This is a genomic window from Exiguobacterium artemiae 255-15 (assembly GCF_000019905.1).
Taxonomy (GTDB): domain Bacteria; phylum Bacillota; class Bacilli; order Exiguobacteriales; family Exiguobacteriaceae; genus Exiguobacterium_A; species Exiguobacterium_A artemiae.
Window position 1 is genome coordinate 1866995 of sequence record NC_010556.1, and the last position, 17844, is coordinate 1884838.

Annotated in this window: 17 protein-coding genes, 1 pseudogene and 1 riboswitch; of the genes and pseudogenes, 2 read left to right on the top strand and 16 right to left on the bottom strand. The window is 49.1% G+C overall.

From position 1 onward, the window contains the following. Window positions 1-4 precede the first annotated feature (4 nt). From plsX to EXIG_RS09830, 7 genes are all read right to left on the bottom strand, one after another. The gene (gene plsX / locus EXIG_RS09800) at window positions 5-1000 is read right to left on the bottom strand and encodes a phosphate acyltransferase PlsX (RefSeq protein WP_012370780.1); all 996 of its coding nucleotides are present in this window, start codon (window positions 998-1000) and stop codon (window positions 5-7) included. After that, window positions 997-1566, bottom strand: coding sequence for a transcription factor FapR (gene fapR / locus EXIG_RS09805; protein ID WP_012370781.1), 570 nt, complete (start codon window positions 1564-1566; stop codon window positions 997-999). The genes plsX and fapR overlap by 4 nt, the downstream gene beginning before the upstream one ends. An 85-nt stretch (window positions 1567-1651) precedes the next feature. After that, window positions 1652-3682: an ATP-dependent DNA helicase RecG gene (gene recG, locus EXIG_RS09810; protein ID WP_012370782.1), complete on the bottom strand. Its 2031-nt coding sequence runs from the start codon at window positions 3680-3682 to the stop codon at window positions 1652-1654. After that, on the bottom strand, window positions 3666-4562 hold the full coding sequence (gene sdaAA / locus EXIG_RS09815) for an L-serine ammonia-lyase, iron-sulfur-dependent, subunit alpha (RefSeq protein ID WP_012370783.1): 897 nt from the start codon (window positions 4560-4562) through the stop codon (window positions 3666-3668). The genes recG and sdaAA overlap by 17 nt, the downstream gene beginning before the upstream one ends. Before the next feature lie 4 nt (window positions 4563-4566). Next, window positions 4567-5229, bottom strand: coding sequence for an L-serine ammonia-lyase, iron-sulfur-dependent subunit beta (gene sdaAB, locus EXIG_RS09820; RefSeq protein WP_012370784.1), 663 nt, complete (start codon window positions 5227-5229; stop codon window positions 4567-4569). 91 nt (window positions 5230-5320) lie between these two features. Beyond that, on the bottom strand, window positions 5321-6994 hold the full coding sequence (locus EXIG_RS09825) for a fatty acid kinase ATP-binding subunit FakA (protein ID WP_438940143.1): 1674 nt from the start codon (window positions 6992-6994) through the stop codon (window positions 5321-5323). Between the two features lie 25 nt (window positions 6995-7019). Then, entirely contained in the window at window positions 7020-7382 is a 363-nt protein-coding gene (locus EXIG_RS09830; RefSeq protein ID WP_026827974.1) for an Asp23/Gls24 family envelope stress response protein, read from the bottom strand. Between the two features lie 283 nt (window positions 7383-7665). Between EXIG_RS09830 and rpmB the strand changes: the two genes are divergently transcribed. Together rpmB and EXIG_RS09835 are read left to right on the top strand one after the other, a co-directional pair. Continuing rightward, window positions 7666-7854: a 50S ribosomal protein L28 gene (gene rpmB / locus EXIG_RS15760; protein WP_012370787.1), complete on the top strand. Its 189-nt coding sequence runs from the start codon at window positions 7666-7668 to the stop codon at window positions 7852-7854. A gap of 142 nt (window positions 7855-7996) precedes the next feature. Then, complete coding sequence (locus tag EXIG_RS09835) at window positions 7997-9400, top strand: amino acid permease (RefSeq protein WP_012370788.1); 1404 nt, start codon at window positions 7997-7999, stop codon at window positions 9398-9400. Between the two features lie 65 nt (window positions 9401-9465). On the opposite strand, the gene EXIG_RS09840 is transcribed toward EXIG_RS09835, so the two are convergent. From EXIG_RS09840 to def, 9 genes and pseudogenes are all read right to left on the bottom strand, one after another. Then, window positions 9466-10074: a thiamine diphosphokinase gene (locus EXIG_RS09840; protein ID WP_012370789.1), complete on the bottom strand. Its 609-nt coding sequence runs from the start codon at window positions 10072-10074 to the stop codon at window positions 9466-9468. After that, on the bottom strand, window positions 10074-10634 hold the full coding sequence (thiT, locus tag EXIG_RS09845) for an energy-coupled thiamine transporter ThiT (RefSeq protein ID WP_012370790.1): 561 nt from the start codon (window positions 10632-10634) through the stop codon (window positions 10074-10076). Before thiT ends, EXIG_RS09840 begins: the two co-directional genes overlap by 1 nt. A 63-nt stretch (window positions 10635-10697) precedes the next feature. Then, a riboswitch (TPP riboswitch) is annotated at window positions 10698-10804 on the bottom strand. Between the two features lie 23 nt (window positions 10805-10827). Next, a complete protein-coding gene (gene rpe, locus EXIG_RS09850) occupies window positions 10828-11484 on the bottom strand; it encodes a ribulose-phosphate 3-epimerase (RefSeq protein WP_012370791.1) in 657 nt (218 codons plus the stop codon). A gap of 1 nt (window position 11485) precedes the next feature. Continuing rightward, the gene (gene rsgA, locus EXIG_RS09855; RefSeq protein ID WP_012370792.1) at window positions 11486-12391 is read right to left on the bottom strand and encodes a ribosome small subunit-dependent GTPase A; all 906 of its coding nucleotides are present in this window, start codon (window positions 12389-12391) and stop codon (window positions 11486-11488) included. Window positions 12392-12428: 37 nt separating this feature from the next. Further along, a complete protein-coding gene (gene pknB, locus EXIG_RS09860; protein ID WP_012370793.1) occupies window positions 12429-14354 on the bottom strand; it encodes a Stk1 family PASTA domain-containing Ser/Thr kinase in 1926 nt (641 codons plus the stop codon). A 2-nt stretch (window positions 14355-14356) separates the two neighbouring features. Further along, on the bottom strand, window positions 14357-15091 hold the full coding sequence (locus EXIG_RS09865; RefSeq protein ID WP_012370794.1) for a Stp1/IreP family PP2C-type Ser/Thr phosphatase: 735 nt from the start codon (window positions 15089-15091) through the stop codon (window positions 14357-14359). A gap of 24 nt (window positions 15092-15115) precedes the next feature. Then, complete coding sequence (rsmB, locus tag EXIG_RS09870; RefSeq protein ID WP_012370795.1) at window positions 15116-16456, bottom strand: 16S rRNA (cytosine(967)-C(5))-methyltransferase RsmB; 1341 nt, start codon at window positions 16454-16456, stop codon at window positions 15116-15118. Further along, window positions 16453-17373: a methionyl-tRNA formyltransferase gene (fmt, locus tag EXIG_RS09875; RefSeq protein ID WP_041261976.1), complete on the bottom strand. Its 921-nt coding sequence runs from the start codon at window positions 17371-17373 to the stop codon at window positions 16453-16455. The genes rsmB and fmt overlap by 4 nt, the downstream gene beginning before the upstream one ends. Before the next feature lie 33 nt (window positions 17374-17406). Further along, window positions 17407-17838 (bottom strand): annotated as a pseudogene (gene def, locus EXIG_RS16075) (peptide deformylase); the annotation flags it as partial. Window positions 17839-17844: the final 6 nt, after the last annotated feature.

Below are 17844 nucleotides of genomic sequence, written 5' to 3' on the forward strand. Positions count from 1 at the left end.
CCCTTTAGATTTCTTTCGTTTTTTTTGCCTCGATGATTTTTGTAACTACCTGCTGTTCGACCATCTGCTCTGCTTGTACCAACGCCCTGCTGAACGCGTAGGCATTACTCGAACCGTGGGCTTTGATGACCGGAGCGGCAATCCCGAATAATCCGGCTCCGCCGTATTCTTCATAAGCAAGCAGTTGTTTCATTTTTTTCAGCTTCGGTTTTAAAATCAAAGCCGCGATTTTTGAACTGAATGAACTCATGAATTGTTCTTTCATGACGCCCATGATCATACTGGCGGCGCCTTCTGTGCTCTTTAACAGCGTGTTTCCGGCGAAGCCTTCCGTCACGATGACATCCACTTCCCCGCTCATCGCTTCTCGCGCTTCGACATTCCCGACAAAATGGATGGGCGCGGTCTCAAGCAGAGGATAGGTCTCTTTCGTCAGGGCATTCCCTTTACCGGCTTCTGATCCGATATTCAGCAAGGCCACTTTCGGTTGTTTGATTCCTCTGACTTGTTCTGCGTAGACCGACCCCATGATCGCATAATCCAAAAGATGTTCGGCTTTTGCGTCTGGATTGGCACCGACATCCAAGATGACGACCCCTTTTCCATTTCGTGTCGGGAACGTCGGCGCTAATGCCGGACGGTCAATCCCTTCAATCCGACCAATCACGAACAATCCGGCTGTCATGAGTGCACCCGTGTTGCCTGCTGAAATCAAAGCATCTGCTTCATTTGATTTCACCAGGTTTGCAGCCACCACGAGTGAGCTGTCTTTCTTGCGACGGATTGCTCGGACCGGTTCGTCTTCTCCGGTAATGACGGATGCGGCGTGAACGATTTTCACACGCGGATCCTTGATGTCATACGAACGTAATTTCAATTCGTCGCCGACCAGACGGATTTCAATTTGTTCCGTCGGACGCTCTGCTAAAAATTGAACGACTCCTTCTACGATGGCGCGTGGAGCATGATCTCCTCCCATTGCGTCTACTGCTAAAATCATTTTGACTCCTCCTTACTACTTCGATACACCGTAAATTCACCGATGAACACACACTCATCGCCGACAAAACTCTCGACGTTGATGTCCGATCGGCCATCCTGCCGGTGCGAACTGACGAATGCTTTTGCCACGACACGTTCACCGACGTGAACGGACCGTGTAAACTGGACGTTGGCTTTTGTCGTCAAAGCCAGTTCATCATCAATCAAGGCGATGGCTAATGAATTGGCTTGGGCAAACAAAATATGTCCGCGGGCAATGGCATTTCGGCTGAACGCGTGTTCCGGTAGGATTTCTAAAATCGAAATTGCCGATGTATCTAGTTTCAGGTCAATCATATCACCAATGACTTCATTTTCAGTCAATGTACGCACATCATCTAGCCGTTCCGTCGCGACGTGTTTAATCCGTTCACGTAATTCCGGAATCTTCATTTCCATCCGGTCCAGTCGAATGGTCTGGATACTGACATTGAAATGAGTGGCTAATGCTTCATCCGTAATGAACGGATTTTGTTCAATTGTATGCTGTAGTTCAGTTTGTCGCTCTTTTTTAGGTACCCGCATGTACGTTCCTCCCACAAGAAGGATAACTACCATTATTACCTGGTACTAATAGTAGTATATATCCCTTGTTGTTCACTTTCAAGTATTATTCGATTCTTTCTCCGTCCAGTAGTCCCTGCTGTTCGATATATCGGCGTAAAACCGCGTACTCCGGATGTTGCCAAAAGGCATCGGAACGGAGCAGACGAACCGCGTCGTTTCGCGCAGTCTCCATCACCTGGATGTCGAGTGCCGGATCCGTCAAGATGAAACGGGGCAACCCGCTTTGCTCGGTCCCAAAAAAGTTTCCGGCTCCGCGTAACTCAAGGTCCTTTTCTGCCAACTTAAATCCGTCGTTCGTTTCCGTCATCGTTTTAATCCGTTCTTTTCCGGTATCGGAAGACGGATCGGCGATCAAGATACAAAAAGACTGGGTTGCGCCCCGACCGACCCGACCGCGCAACTGGTGTAATTGTGCCAGTCCAAAGCGTTCCGCGTCGTAAATGACGATGATCGATGCGTTTGGAACGTTGACGCCGACTTCGACGACGGTCGTCGAGACGAGAACTTGGACTTGATTTTCCTTAAAGGCCTGCATGACGTCGTCTTTTTCAGACGAACTGAGTCGTCCGTGCATCAGACCGACTTGATGTGTCGAAAAACGTTCCGTCAAAAGCACGTGCAGTTCAATGGCATTTTGAACATCAAGCGATTCAGATTCCTCAATCAGTGGCGTGATGACATACGCTTGATGACCGAGCAGCAACTCTTTTTCGACAAAACCAAATACACGATCAATCTGTTCCGGTTTTGCCCAGTAAGTTTCGATCTCTTTTCTGCCTGCTGGCATCTCGTCAATGATTGAGACATCCATATCTCCAAACACGGAAATCGCTAACGTCCGCGGAATCGGTGTTGCCGTCATGTAAAGAACATCTGCCTGTTCTGCTTTCGCCCGCAGGCGTTTTCGTTGTTCGACTCCAAACCGGTGTTGTTCATCCGTGATGACGAGATGAAGGTCCTTGAAGACGACCGTATCTTGAATCAAGGCATGGGTCCCGACCAATACATCGATTTTCCCTTGCCGTAACGCTTCCAGCAGAAGGAGCCGGCTTTTTCCTTTGACGGAACTCGTCAATAATCCGACTTTAATGCCGAGCGGCTCGAGGAGCGGTGCAAGCGAAGAGGCATGCTGTTCCGCTAAAATTTCCGTCGGCACCATCAAGGCCCCTTGTTTATTCGCACGGACCGCTGCAAAGAGGGCAATCGCCGCCACGACCGTTTTTCCGCTTCCAACGTCTCCTTGGAGAAGCCGGTTCATCCGTTCCGGTCGATGCATATCAGCCAAAATTTCGTCCGTCACCCGCTTTTGTGCTCCGGTGAGCGGAAACGGTAACGTGGCAATGAATTGATCGATTTCTTGCTGGAACAACGGTAAAGCAAGACCTTGTCCCTTTCGTTTCCCGAGGCGTAACGTCTGTAACTTCAGTTGGAAGTAGAGACATTCTTCATAGACATAACTTCTCCGTGCAGTCGTCAAATCTTGCCGGGTTGTCGGGAAGTGCAACCGGCGCAACATCGTCATCCGGTCCAGCAGTCGATATGTCTTACGAATGTTCTCCGGAATTCGTTCCTCGAGCGCTTCGCATTCGGCAAAAGCCAGTTCGACGACCCGCCGGAACGTCTTCATCCGCATGTCCCCTTTGAGCGAATAGACCGGTGTCAATTCCCCTTCAATCGCTCCGAATTGTAATTCTGTCGCTGAGATCGTCATCCGGTGTAAATCCCATTTGCCGCTGACCGTCACTTCTTCTCCGAGTTTCAACTGATCTTTATAAAAGGCACGGTTGAACATCGTCACAGTGACGCTGTAACGGTCTTCGACAAGCAGACGGAACGTGAGTCGGTTTTTTCCTTTTCCGTAATACCGGACAAGCGCTTCCGATTGAACCTGTCCTGTGAATTTCACCTTGTCTTCATGGATTGCCTCTGTCAGACTGCCGGTCACAAAATCGTCATAACGAAACGGGACGTGCTCAAGCACGTCCGCAATCGTCAGCATATCCATTTCTTCGAGTTTACGGGCTAAATCGCGCCCGACTCCTTTTAAGGCGGTTACTTTATTTGATGGATTCATTCGAGAGTTCCCCAAAGATTTTTGATTCGAGCCAACGCCCTGTCGGTGTGTTGGCGAGTCCGCCTTTCGCGGTTTCCCGTAAGGCGGACGGCATCATTTGACCGATTTCATACATCGCTCCGATGACTTCGTCACACGGAATCCGTGACGTGATACCGGCTAACGCCATATCGGCTGCAACAAGCGCGTTCGCTCCGCCCATGGCATTTCGTTTCACACATGGTACTTCAACAAGTCCGGCAACCGGATCGCAGACGAGTCCGAGCATGTTCTTAAGGGCAATCGCAAACGCGTGGGCCGATTGATCAGGTGTTCCACCTGCCATTTCAACGATTGCCGCCGCTGCCATGGCAGTTGCCGAACCGACTTCCGCCTGACATCCGCCTGCCGCGCCGGAAATGGACGCGTTGTTCGCTACAACAAAACCGAACGCACCGGATGTAAACAGGAAGCGCAGCATCTGTTCGCGACTCGGATTCAAACGTTCCCGAACTGCGAATAACGTTCCCGGAACGACGCCTGCACTACCGGCTGTCGGTGTGGCACAGATTTTTCCCATGGCCGCATTGACTTCATTTGTGCCAATCGCCTTGCTGACGGCGTCTAACAACAGATCGCCGGATAATCCTCGCCCGCTTGCCCGGTATCGCTGTAACAACACAGCATCGCCACCGGTCAGACCAGTAACCGATTCGACACCATCTCCTGTCAGTGACCGTTCGACTGCTGCTTCCATGACTTCAAGATTCCGTTCCATCATCCCGAGGACTTCATCACGTTCGAGGTGCCGGACCGTCATTTCCTGTTCAATCATGATTTCTGAAATCGGTACATTTTTTTCAGTCGCCAGTGCGACGAGTTCTTTTACGGATTTAAACATCTCTTCACTCTCCCATCATGACAGAACGCTCGACTTGTGGTAAACGGTTGATTTCTTCGAGTACAGCAGTCGGCATGCGGTCGTCGATTTCGATCGCCATTAATGCCTGCTTGCCTTTTTCGTGCCGCGATACTTCCATGTGACCGATGTTGATTTCATAATCGGCCAAAATACTTGTGACGGCTGCGATGGCCCCAAAGCGGTCATGGTGCAGGACGATCAGGGCCGGTCCACCGCCTGACAGCTTCAATGGTACTCCGTTCAACTCAGTAATCTCAATCGTTCCCCCACCGATTGAAATGCCTACGAGTTCAAACTCCGCCTGTCCATCCGTCAAATGAACACGTGCCGTATTCGGATGATCCGTCAATGCCTCACTCGTTTCAAAATGAATCCGGATTCCTTTTTGTTCCGCAATTTTAATTGATTCCGGAATCCGGTCGTCAAACGTATCATAGCCGAGGACACCGCCGATAATGGCGACGTCCGTTCCGTGTCCCCGGTAAGTGTCTGCAAATGACCCATAAAACGTAATCGTAATATCCGTCGGCTGTTCGCCAAACAATTTCCCCGCCATCAATCCAATCCGTGCTGCCCCCGCCGTATGCGAACTGGATGGTCCGACCATGATTGGACCGATGATATCAAATACACTCCGATACTTCATCTTCTTTTCCCCTCTCTTTCAACTAAACAAAAATCCCACCTCTATTATCGCAGATGGTGGGATATGTGAAAAGGTACGTTCACGTTTTATATTATTCGACGCTTAAGATATACGAGTAGAGCGGTTGTTTTCCGTCATGGACTTCTACTTCCGCTTCCGGATTGATGGATTCGATGTAAGCGACAAGTTCGTCAACTTCTTCTTGTGCCACTCCTTCACCAAACAGGACCGTGATGATTTCATCTTCGTCTGTCACAAGTGTATCCACGAGTTTCTTGACAGCCCCGAGGCTCGAATGATCCGTTGCGATGATTTGTTTTTCGGCAATCGCCATATGATCGTCTTTTTTAATCTCGACACCATCGATGCTTGTATCGCGGACGGCATATGTGACTTGACCGGATTTAACGGCTGCGATCGCATCCGTCATATGACGTTCGTTTTCAGCGACGGTCGCTTCCGGATTGTAGACGATGGTCGCCGCAAGTCCTTGAGGTACGGTCTTCGACTTCACAACCGTCACACCACAAGAAGCAACTGATGCCGCTTGTTCTGCTGCCATGATGATATTCGAGTTGTTCGGATAGACGTAGACGTGTTCCGCATGGGCATCTTCAATTGCTTTGACGATGTCTTCCGTTGACGGGTTCATCGTTTGTCCGCCTTCGATGACGATACTGACGCCAAGTGATTTAAAGAGTTCGCTGATTCCTTCACCCATTGCTACCGTTACAAGCGCTGACTGGGCTTTTGCTTTTGTCGCAACCGGAGCCGCCATTTGATTGACGCCTTCTTCTTCGAGGATCGTCGAGTGCTGTTGACGCATGTTTTCAATCTTGACGGCAACAAGTTCACCAAAACGTTGACCTTTCGTGATGACTTCACCCGGTGTTTCCACGTGAACATGAACCTTCAGTAACTCTTCGTCTGCAACGACGAGTAATGAATCACCGAATTCCGCGAGTTCGTTCCGGAATGCTTCTTCACTGAACGGCGTATCTGCTAATTTATCGTCCTGGAAACGCACCATGATTTCCGTGCAGTAACCGTAATGAATTTCTTCCGTCGACATGAAGCTTTGAGCCGATTTGTGATGCTCTGCTTCGACGAGTGCTTCCATGACAGGCACATGCGGTTTCTCAAGCTCTTTCCCTTCGAGTGTCGCAAGGAATCCTTCATAGATACAAACCAGTCCTTGACCACCGGAATCGACGACGCCGACTTCTTTAAGTACAGGTAACAGGTCCGGTGTGCCTTCGAGTGACACTTTTGAAGCTTCAACGACACCGCGCATCAGTTCGAGTAAATCCGTTGTTGTCTCGGACTGGGCGATCGCTGCGACAGCTGTCTCGCGTGCTACCGTCAAAATCGTTCCTTCAACCGGTTTCATGACTGCTTTATATGCTGTGTCGACCCCTTTTTGTAAGGCATCTGCGAATTCCTTTGTATCAATCGCATCTTTTCCTTCGATTGATTTTGAGAAACCACGGAACAATTGGCTTAAGATAACGCCTGAGTTTCCGCGCGCTCCCATTAAAAGACCTCGTGCAAAGACCGTGGCAACTTCTGAGACCGAGTCTGTTGTTGTTTTGGCTGCTTCTTTTGAACCCGACGTCATCGTCAAATTCATGTTTGTTCCCGTGTCACCATCTGGGACCGGGAAAACGTTCAGCGAATCGACAAAATCCGCATTTTGATAGAGATTCGCTGCGCCATTCTGAATCATCTTGACCAGTTGCGCTCCTGTTAAACGATCTACACTCACTAAAGTTTCCTCCTCTATTCCCGCCTTAGACATTCGTCAAGCGGACTCCTTGGACAAAAATATTTACAGATGTCACTTCTAAACCAAGTGCCTGGCTGAGTGAATATTTCACACGGCTCTGGACGTTGTTTGCGACTTCTGAGATTTTCGTACCGTAACTAACAATGATATGCATATCGATGTGAACTTGTTCCGATACCTGACGTACGATGACACCGCGTGCAAAGTTTTCGCGTTTCAGCAGTTCAGCCAGCCCGTCTTTGATTTGTGACTGGGACGCCATACCAACGACACCAAAACATTCCATCGCCGCTCCGCCTGCAAGTTGCGCAACGACATCGTTGTCTACATCAATTTTTCCATAGGTCGTTTTCATCTCGATCGCCACCTGAGTAGCCCCCTTTGTTAATTGTGTTCTTCCCATAATTCTACTATAAGGACCTACTATTGAAAAGTCGCCGTACTGACTATACAATGAATATGTGAAAAATAGTAGCGGTCAAATGAACTTTTACCATCATCCTCATTCATTATTTTAAATTTTGAGGTTGTCTGTCAAGTTTTTTTCTTGTCAGCTACTTTTTTTATGTTGCAACCGTCTTAACAGCATGCTAAGATAGCAAAGTGTCTATTAGGACGAACGCAAAACAACATAAAAGGAGGCGGAACACATGGCACGTAAATGCTACGTTACTGGGAAATCGCCGAAGTCGGGAAACAACCGTTCACACGCATTGAACAAAACGAAACGCACTTGGGGAATCAACGTACAAAAAGTACGTATTCTCGTTGACGGTAAACCTAAAAAGGTTTGGGTTTCAGCTCGAGCGCTCAAATCAGGTAAAGTCGAACGCGTATAAGGCGCAGTAACCGGATGGGAATCTTCCCTTCCGGTTCTTTTTTTGTCCTTTTTTTATTTTTCTTATAAACTAATTGTCCGAATAATTGAAAACGCTTACAATAAGTGAGCAGTTATTTTTTTCAAGGGGGGAAGGGTCAGACATGCAGTTAAAAAGAGAAATGACAAGCCGGCATCTCTTCATGATTTCACTCGGAGGGATTATCGGTACGGGACTGTTCCTCGGTTCCGGATTAACGATTTCGCAAGCAGGACCGCTCGGGGCGGTCCTCAGTTACATCGTGGGTGGGACCATTATGTATCTGACAATGTTATGTTTAGGAGAGATGGCTGTCCATATGCCGGTTTCCGGATCATTTCAAACGTATACGACACGTTTCATCGGACCGGGTATCGGATTTGCCGTCGGCTGGATTTACTGGCTCGGATGGGCCGTGACGGTGGCACTTGAAATCACGGCAGCCGGAAGTCTGATGGATCGGTGGTTTCCGAACACCCCTATCGTCATCTGGTGTGCCATCTTCACCGTCATTTTATTCGGACTTAACGCCGTATCTGCCAAAGCCTTTGGGGAGGCTGAATTCTGGTTCTCGAGCCTGAAAGTCCTGGCCATTCTATTTTTCATCGCGCTCGGGGGAGCGGCTTGGTTTGGCTGGATTGATATGACGGCAGCACGCCCGGAAAGTTTATTCGCCAACTTTACTTCAAACGGATTGTTCCCGAACGGTGCGCTCGGAGTCTTGACGACGATGATCGCCGTCAACTTCGCATTCCAGGGGACGGAACTGATCGGGGTTGCGGCCGGAGAGTCGAACGATCCCGAAAAATCGATTCCGAAAGCGATCCGCAATACGGTTTGGCGGACGTTCATCTTTTTTGTTCTTTCGATTACAATCGTCGGCGCCTTGATTCCTTATGAAACAGCCGGCGGTATCAGCAGTCCGTTCATCATGGTCTTTGATGCGATCGGGATTCCGTACGCGGCCGATTTGATGAACATCGTCGTTCTGACTGCCTTACTGTCGGTCGGGAACTCGGGATTATACGCTGCTACCCGGATGTTATGGTCGATGTCTCAAGAAGGCATGATTTCGAAAAAACTTGCGATCGTCAACTCGCGTGGTGTACCGATGCGGGCGTTATGTTTTACGATGCTGTTTGCGATGTTATCGCTTCTGACCGCCTTTTTCGCGGAAGATACCGTCTTCATCTGGTTGTTGTCACTAGCAGGACTCGGTGCACAAGTCGGATGGATTTCAATTTCCGCTTCGCAGATTGCGTTCCGTCGTCAATTCATCAAAAACGGGCATACTGTCAGTGAATTAAAATTCAAGACACCGTTCTTCCCGGTCTTGCCGATCATCTCGTTTTCTCTGAATATGCTCGTATTGATCAGCTTGGCGTTTCAGGCGGATCAACGGATTGCGCTGTATATCGGTGTTCCGTTCTTCCTCTTGACATGGGGTTGTTACCATCTGTTCGTCAAAGGAAAACATATTGCAGCTCAAACCGAGCGTCAGGCAGCCAGTTCCACGTTAGAATCTTGAACTGCCTCCACCTACAGAATCCTAAAAAAGCGTGTTCGTTAGGCAATCCTAACGAACACGCTTTTTCAATGGTCCGACAAACTCCGTAATGCGATAACTTCACCTGTGTGCACCGTCACTTTTGCCGGTCCCTGATTCGTCCATTCATTGCTAACGGTCAACGATCCGCCGACCGGGACATCGTGTTGTGTCAACGGATACTTGACCCTTTGGAGCGTCAAACGCGTCGGGACGAGCGGAATGAAGGACAGATAATGATACTGGTCTGCTTTGATGTCATACTGTCCCTGTTGCAGGAAACGGATCTCTTCCCGCTTCGTCATCAAACGGACGAGCGGGAATTGCTTTAACAGATAGACATTTTGAAGCGTCATATCCAGTCGTCCGCCGGTCGCACCGAATACCAGCACTTCCGTTGCTTCATAATGTTGACTGACGTAACGTAATGCCAGTTCCAAATCGGTCTCATCCTTTTCAGCCGGATGAATGATTGCCCCTTCCGGTTTGTATCCGAGCGAATCAAAGTCACCGATGGCCAAGTCAAAAGCGAGACCTTGTTGCGCCAATACGGTGACCCCGCCGTCGACAGCAATGACAACCGGCTTCTCCTCCATAAACGGTTGTAAGGATGGAATGTCTTCCGCCGGACCGGCTGCTACAATCACGACCCGCATCAGACACCTCGTGCCGAATAACGAAGAAGCCGTGGCGCCGTCGTAAACAGGAGCCCTGCGACAATACCGCATAACAGATAGGACGGAACCATATACGTCGCGTTATAGATCAAGGAATACGGAACGACCGGACCTTCCGCATATTCAGCAAAGAAGACGATTCCGCTGATGACGTGACAGACATAACGTAAGCCCGCACCTAACAATGTCGCACCTAATACAATCGCCATCAAACGGCCGTTCTTCCCGGCTGCTGCTGCTTTTTTAACTTGACGGGCAAACAGTCCGCTCAGTCCGACGACTCCGAACGCAATCGTATAATCGAGTAACGGCTGAACGACCGTCAGAATTTGTGGAGCGAACATCAGTTGGATTGTTCCAACGAGTGCTCCCGTCACGACCCCACCGACAACGCCGTGACGAAACGCCATGACGAAAATCGGTAACATTGCCAAACTGATGGAACCTCCTTGAGGCATTTTAAACGGGATCAATAAATCGAACACCACACCAAGACTTGCAAAGATTGCAATTTCCATTAACATTTGTAGCCGTTTCATCCTTTTTTCCTCCTAAAAATAAAATCGCAGGACGGCAAAAAGACAGTACGACGAACGCCGTACTGCCTGCGTGCGCCACATCCCTACGTCCGTCTGAACGGAACAGGTTCGAAGGGTTAAAGTCCAATCACTTCTCTCAGCCGCTTGACGCGACACCCCTTGCGGTCTTCATTCAATTTTGATTCTGCTCTTATTATACGTGAGCGGCATTCCGAATACTAGTGATTGCTTCTGAATAATCCGGCGCATTATAAATCGCCGAACCTGCGACCAAAACATTTGCACCGTTTTCGATACATAATTTGGCCGTCTCTGCGTTGACTCCGCCATCGATTTCAATCTCAAACGATAGATCATGTTCCGCTTTCAGCGCAGCCAGTTGACTTAATTTCTTCATGACACCCGGAATAAAGGCTTGACCACCGAAACCTGGATTGACCGTCATCAACAACACCATATCGACTTCTTCCAGCACGTGTTCAATCATCGAAAGTGGTGTATGCGGATTGAGCACGACGCCCGCTTTCGCACCGGCTGCTTTGATCTGTTGCAGGACACGGTGGACGTGATTCGTTGCCTCGACGTGGAATGTCACGATATCAGCCCCTGCTTCAACGAATGCTTCGACAAAGTTTTCCGGACGGTCAATCATTAAATGCACATCCAAAATCATGTCTGTTTTTTGACGTAAACTGCTTAAGACAGGAAGTCCGAATGAGATATTCGGAACAAATTGACCGTCCATGACATCAAAATGAATGTAGTCGGCACCTGCCGCTTTTACTGCTTTGACATCCCGCTCTAAATTTGCAAAATCCGCTGATAAGATTGATGGGGCGATTTTAATCATGTTAATACCTCCGTGTCCGATTCTTGATTTCCTCTACAAACATACCATAATTCGTATACCGCGAACTCATGATTTCATGTGCCTCGACAGCCTGCTTAACGGCACAACCGGGCTCATTCAGATGCAGGCAGCCGCGGTATTTGCAATCATCCTGTAAAGCAACGAATTCAGGAAAACACCAACGTAACTCTTCCAGTTCCATTTCATGCGGAAAATCGAGATTCGAAAATCCCGGAGTATCCGCAATTAATCCATCACCGAGCGGCATCAGGGTCACGTGGCGGGTCGTATGGCGTCCGCGTCCAAGTGCCTTCGAGATATGACTTGTTTCCAGTGCCAATGAAGGTTCTAAAGCATTCAGCAACGAACTTTTTCCTACACCGGACTGTCCGGCCAGGACACTCGTTTTATCTTTCAGCAACGGACGGACGGATTCGACTCCGGTCAAGGTCTCACTTGACGTTTCGATGACCTGGTAGCCGATTGTCCGGTAGGCAGCAATCGCTTCGGATACATGCTGTTCGGCTTCTCCTTGCAGCAAGTCCATCTTCGTCAAGATAATGATCGGTTGAATCTCTTTTGCTTCGATCAGTACCAAAAACCGATCGAGAAGATGGGCAGAAAAATCAGGTTCTGCTGCTGAAACAACCAACAATGCTTGATCAATGTTGGCAACCGGCGGGCGAACGAGGAAGTTTTGACGGTCCTTTACTTCCAGGATATATCCGGTCTCACTTTCAATGTGTAGAACGACTTCATCCCCAACAACCGGGCTGATGCCCCGTTTTCTGAAATTACCGCGTGCCCGTGAACGAATCTCGCCTTGAGGTGTCATGACATCATAAAATCCACCCTGAAGCCGAATGATCGTTCCTTCCCGATTGTCTTCAATTCGATTTTCTGCCATCCTATGCCCTCCTTTGTCAGGATCAACTTCCTGCTCATTATTCTTGTGATTTTGCCTGATTGTACGTAATCGTCTTCGCCCGGTAAACTTCGTCATCTTTATAGATGGTGATCTTACCTTCTTCTCCCGGATCAATCGTTAACGGAACATCAAACGTTTCGTCCTGATCGATCGATTCTTCGATGACCGTCCGTTTCCCTTTGGCATCTTCCGTCTCAATCCGGACGAGTTGACGTGGAGCGGGCTCGTCTTCTTCACTGACGCCATCATATACGACTTTTTCAGGGAACGTCGCTGTGACGGTTTTTTCTTCCTCTCCCCGTGAAATAAAGACCGTGACGGAATCATTCGGCTCGACTTGCGCACCGGCTTGCGGATATTGACGAATGACTTGATCAAGAGCGACGTCGCTCGAAAACTCTTGCTCAAAAGTGCCGTCGAGTCCCATCTCATCGAGGTAGGCTTTCGCTTCTGTACTCGATAAGTCCGTCAAGTCTTTCAGGACAAACGCCGGCGATCCATTTGAGACCGTGATGGTGATCATCTGTTCCTTCGCAATGACTTCCGTTCCTGCTGAAATCGACTGTCGGATGACGTTCCCGCGTTTGATGTCTTCGGATTCTTCCCGTTCAACGTCGACTTTTTCAAACCCGCTGTCCTTCAAGATGGCGATTGCTTTTTTCTCTGTCTCATCCGAAACATCCGGTACTTCGACCGGATCACTGCCAGTCGAGACAATCAAATCCACCGTCGATCCTTTTTTGACGGTCGCTTGTTCGCGAGGAGACTGACTGATGACGGCCCCTTCTTCGACCGTATCACTTGAGCGTTCAGTCGATTCCACAATGAACCCCATTTTTTCAAGCTTCGTTTCCGCCTCGTCGGCGTCCTTGCCTGTTACATCCGGAACGACGACAGTTGGGTCTGGCCACATGGCAAAAGTCGTGGCAGCTCCACCGATTAGGACTACCAATAATAAAATGATCCACCATGCGCGTTTCTTTTTTTTCTCGGGTTTAGGCAGAACGGTCGCGACATTCGGAACCGGTGCGGTTTGTTCGAGTTCTTCTGATGGCAACGATACGGGACTGAGCACCATCGTTTTTTCCATCAGATCGTCACCGCGAATTCCTTCGTTCGCCCGTTCGGCTGACATCGCCGTCACCATATCTTCTTTAAAGGCAGCGACCGTTTGTTGCCGGTCGTGCGGTGCTTTAGAGAGCGCCTGCATGATGCAATTTTCTAAAGCTTGCGGTACGGCCGGATTCAATGCGGTCGGACGGCGGGCGGTATCTTGCAGATGCTTCAGGGCAACCGCCACCGGTGAATCGCCTTCAAACGGAACCTGTCCCGTCACGAGTTCATATAACACTGCTCCAAGTGAATAGATATCTGATTTTTCATCCGCAAATTTCCCTTTTGCCTGTTCCGGCGAAAAATAATGAACGGACCCAAGTACTGACATCGTATGGGTAAGGGTCGCATTCGACATCGCGACCGCAATTCCGAAATCTGTCACCTTGACGGTTCCATCCTCACGAATCAACATATTTTGAGGTTTGATATCCCGGTGGATGATCCGGTGGGCATGGGCATGATCGATCGCATCACAAATTTGACTGATGATGTCAATCGCTTTTGTGACGGGCAGTGCCCGCCCTTCACAATACGTTTTCAGTGTCATACCATCGATATATTCCATCACGATATAATAAATCGCTTCTTCTTCTCCTACATCATAGACCGCGACGATGTTGGGATGATTTAAACTCGTCGCAGCATGGGCCTCTCGTTCAAACCGGCGGATGAATTGTTCATCATGCGAAAACTCGGTACGTAAAATTTTGATTGCGACAGTTCGATTCAAGATTTCATCATATGCCTGATAAACGTTTGCCATTCCGCCATTTCCAACTAACCGTTCTATGCGGTAGCGGTCGTTCAATCGATCTCCGTAACGCATATTCAGATCCTCTCTCTTTCTTTAAAACGGATTGCAGCAAGCGTGATATTGTCTGCGCCTCCCCGGTCATTTGCCTCTGATACGAGACGTTCGACAATCGTATCGAGCGGTGCATCTTCTTGAAGCAACCGCTCGATGACTTCATGGGGAACTTCATCCGACAAACCGTCGCTGCACACTAACACGATATCATAGTCCGGTGCATCCCGAACTTGAATGTCGACATCAACGGATTCGTTCGAACCGACGGATCGTGTAATGACATTACGACGGGGATGATTTTCAAGCTCTGCTTCCGATAATTCCCCCAACTGTTTAAGCATGTTGACATAGGAATGATCATCCGTCAGTTGTTTCAGGTGTCCTGCTTCCAGTGCATACACGCGGCTGTCGCCAACGTGACCAATCACCAGTAAATCATCCGACCAACAGACGCAGGCCATCGTCGTGCCGACAATCGATAAATTTTCGACTTGAGAAAAACGTAGAATCTGCGTATTGGCTTCTTTCACTAACCGCTCGATCCAGGAAGATAACTCCATCGGTCGGCTTGGCATGTCTGCGTATGCTTCGGCAAAAGTCTGTTTGACGATGGCACTCGCCGTTTCACCGGCCGCATGCCCTCCCATGCCGTCAGCGACGACGGCCAATCCTTGTGTGGCATCGCCTACCAATAAAACCGTATCCTCATTTTTTGAACGGACCTTTCCAGTCGTCGTCAAATAAGCTAACTCCATACCTGTCCTCCTCTTCGTTTTTGATTATCCCATTGTTTCATTCATTTTTTTGAATGCAGCGATATAAAAACCATCTGTGCCAAGCGATGTAGGGAGTAATTTCAATTCAGCCCGTTCACCAATCAATGATTGAACCGCTTCCGGCATCCGTGTTTTGAACGTCTCGTCAAAAACAAATCCTTGGCTGAGGATGAATTCCGTTTGCTGTTCATTTTCGAGCGGATCCATCGTACAAGTCGAATAGACGAAGGTTCCGTCCGGTTTGACGAGCGGAAGAACCGCTTCAAGGATTTGCCGTTGAATGACCGGCAATTGCGTTAAATCTTCGGGACGTTTCGTCCACTTGATATCGGGTTTCCGGCGAATGACACCAAGTCCGGAACATGGTGCATCGACCAATATCCGATCAAATGATGCCGTCTCAAAACGTGTGCCTGCCTGACGGGCATCCAGTGCCTCCGCCTGCACATTGTGCAGGCCAAGACGAGTTGCCTGCTTTTCTAATAATTTTACTTTATGTGGATGAAGATCCAATGCGACTAACGATCCCGTCGCCAAACCTTCCGCGATATGCATCGCTTTTCCGCCCGGTGCCGCGCAACTGTCCAAGACATGATCCGTCGGTTGTGCACCTAAAGCGGCAGCGACCAACATCGAACTTTCATCTTGGAGCGACAAATAACCGCGTTCCAACAAATCCGTCTGTTGCACGCTGCCACTGACGATTTCAAGTCCGTCTGGTGCCGCATGAGCCGGTTTTGCAATGACTCCTTGTTCTTCCAGCAATACAATCGCTTCTTGTTGGTCTGTCCGGGTCCGATTAACACGGACGGTGACGGGTGCCGGTTCATTATTCAGTCGGCACATCTTCCATGTCTCTTCTTCTCCAAACAGTTCCAGCCATCGCTTGACCAGCCAGACCGGATGACTCGTTTCGATGCTGATCCGGTCAACCGTCGAAGGAATCGCTGAGAAATCCGGTTTTCCAGTCCGAAGCACGTTCCGCAGCACACCGTTGACGACCTTGGCGATGTGCGGTTTCCCGCGTGTCTTGGCAATCTCGACTGCTTCGTTGATGACCGCATGATCCGGAATCCGGTCGAGATAAAACAGTTGGTAAACACTCATCCGTAATAACGGACGCATGAAAGGGTCCAACTTTTTTTGTTTCGTTAAGAAAGGTTCCAAAATATAGTCCAGTGTCAGTTCACGACTGAGTGTACCGTAAACCAGTTCTGTATATAAACCGACATCTGCTTTTGAGATAGCACGTTTTTCAAGCATCTGGTGGACGGAAATTGTGGAAAAAGCGCCGCCCTGGCCGATTTTTAATAAAGTTGTGACTGCTGCATCTCTGACATTCATGCTTGTTCGCCTACTTTCTGTCCAATCGTCAGTGTCTGTCCGACACCTCGCATGAACGTTGCACCGTCCATCCGTTTTTTACCGGCCGGCTGTACGTCGACTAACTTCAAGGCTGTGTCTGAACCGGTTGCAACGACAGGTCCATCCGCTTCCAAGGCAATGATTTCGCCTGCGCTTCCGCGACCCGGCACTTTTTCAGCAAAGTATACTTTCAGACGATCTGAACCGAGCAGCGTATAGGCGCTCGGGAATGGATTCATGCCGCGGATTTGATTATATAATTCTTCTCCGGAACGTGAAAAATCGAGTCGTTCCCGTTCCCGGCTGATATTCGGAGAAAACGTAACATCTTCTTCCCGTTGTGCTTCAGGTGTCGACGTGCCTGCAATCAACTGCGGTAATGTTTCGATTAATAATTTGGCACCGGCAGCGCTGAGCTTGTCAAACATCGTTCCGACCGTGTCACGCTCTTCAATCGGTACGATGATTTTTGATAACATATCTCCAGCATCCAGCTTGTCGACCATATACATGATCGTGACCCCTGTTTCTGTTTCCCCGTCGATGATCGCCTGGTGAATCGGGGCTCCGCCGCGATACTTCGGCAATAAGGACGCGTGGACATTAATCGCGCCGTATTGTGGGGCTTCGAGCACTGCCATCGGAACGATTTGTCCGTAAGCAGCCGTAATGATCAGGTCCGGTTTCAAGTCGAGCAAGCCTTGATAGTCTTCCCGGATTTTAGCGGGTTGTAAGACAGGAATATCGTGAGCTAATGCCACTTCTTTCACTGGTGTCGGTTTGATTTCACGTTTGCGTCCGACAGGTTTGTCCGGCTGGGAAACGACACCGACGACGTTATATCCGGCGTCAATCACTTCCCGGAGTGTATTTGCAGCAAACTCTGGTGTTCCCATGAAAACGACACGAGGCGTTGCTTCCGTCTCCACTAATTTGTCCGTGAACAACACACCGTCCAAATGATCCATTTCGTGCTGGATGGCCCGTGCAAAAAAGCCGTTCGCCTTAATTTTGACACTTCGTCCAAGACGGTCCTGTGATTTGACGACAATCTGTTCAAAGCGTTCCACGGGTCCGAAAATCCCCGGCATGCTCAAACAGCCTTCGTCGTCGATTTCCGATCCGGTTGCTTCGATGATTTCCGGATTAATCAGCTCGATTGGTCCCGTCTCATCATCCGTATGGACGACAGCGACACGAATCGGTTGGTTGATTTGTGGCGCTGCTAATCCGACGCCGTCATATTCATACATCGTATCGAACATCCGATCAATCATTTTTCCTAATTTCTTATCAAACTTCGTTACACGTTGGCATTTTTGACGCAACACTTCATTTGGTACTTCCACAACTTTGTACATAGTTTG